1 protein-coding gene is annotated in these 1,159 nt (G+C 66.3%); it reads right to left on the reverse strand.

All coding sequences use genetic code 11. The features are described 5' to 3' along the window. The coding region (locus IE265_RS38040; RefSeq protein WP_190040373.1) for an IS30 family transposase at positions 1–1,115 on the reverse strand (1,115 nt) is incomplete at its 3' end. Positions 1,116–1,159 lie beyond the last annotated feature (44 nt).

Consider the following 1,159-nt stretch of genomic DNA (forward strand, 5'->3'; position numbering starts at 1 on the left):
AGTCGCTCGGCTGGGGTTGCCCAGTCGAGCGTTTTGCGTGGACGGTTGTTGAGTTCGGCTGCGACGGCCTGGAGCTCCTCGGGAGTGTGTGTGGACAGGTCGGTTCCCTTGGGGAAGTACTGCCGGAGGAGGCCGTTGGTGTTTTCGTTCGAGCCACGCTGCCACGGGCTGCCGGGGTCACAGAAGTAGACCGGGACGTTAGTGGCGATGCTGAAGCCGCGGTGAGCGGCCATCTCGGTGCCTTGATCCCAGGTCAGAGATCGCTTCAGATTGGGTGGCAGAGGGTTGATCGTGGCGATGAGAGCGTCGCGCACTGCTGCGGAGTTGTAGCCGTCGGGCAGGTGGACCAGCATCACATAGCGGGTGCTGCGCTCGACCAGGGTGGCGATCGCGGAGTGCTTCTTGCGGCCGAGGATCAGGTCACCTTCCCAGTGCCCGGGGACGGTCCGGTCGGCTGCCTCGCGCGGCCGTTGACTGATCATGACCTTGTTCTTGACTGCGCGGAAGCGCCGTCGGTCGGCCAGGCGGCGAGGGAGCCGTCTGGCGCGTCCGGTGCGCAGAGTCCGGGGCAGTTCGCGGCGGAGTCCGGTGCGTCCTTGGGTGTAAAGAGCCTGGTAGATGGTCTCGTGGCTCACGTGCATGTCCGGCCGATGAGCGAAGCGTCTGCGCAGAGCGTGGCAGATCTGCTCAGGGCTCCAGCGCAGATTCAGGTGCGACTGGATGAAGTCGCGCAGTTCCGAGGTCTTGGCGATCTTCCCGGTCTTGGGGCGAGGCCGGCGGGCGTCAGCGCGACGCTGGGCGGTGTAGGGCCGGTAGTGCCAGCGGCCGTCGGCCAGGACGGTGCCGTTGCGGCGGACTTCGCGGCTGATTGTCGATGGGCTGCGGCCCAGCTCGGCGGCGATCGCCCGGATGGTGGCCTTCTCCAGTAGCCGATCGGCTATGTGGACGCGCTCGGCCTCGCGGAGATAGCGCGAGAGGCTGCCTGGCTCGGCGGCGGGTGCAGCGTTAATCGGTGGATATGCCTTGATCCGGCCCGAGGCACCTCGTCCATTGCGCCATCGCTCTCCGGTTCGGGTGCTGATACCGACGGCCCTGGCGGCCTCGACAAAGCTCATTCCTTGATCCACAAGCAGGAAGTATGCGTCCCGCTCTTGGACCA

This window comes from Streptomyces fructofermentans (assembly GCF_014651055.1).
GTDB lineage: Bacteria > Actinomycetota > Actinomycetes > Streptomycetales > Streptomycetaceae > Streptomyces > Streptomyces fructofermentans.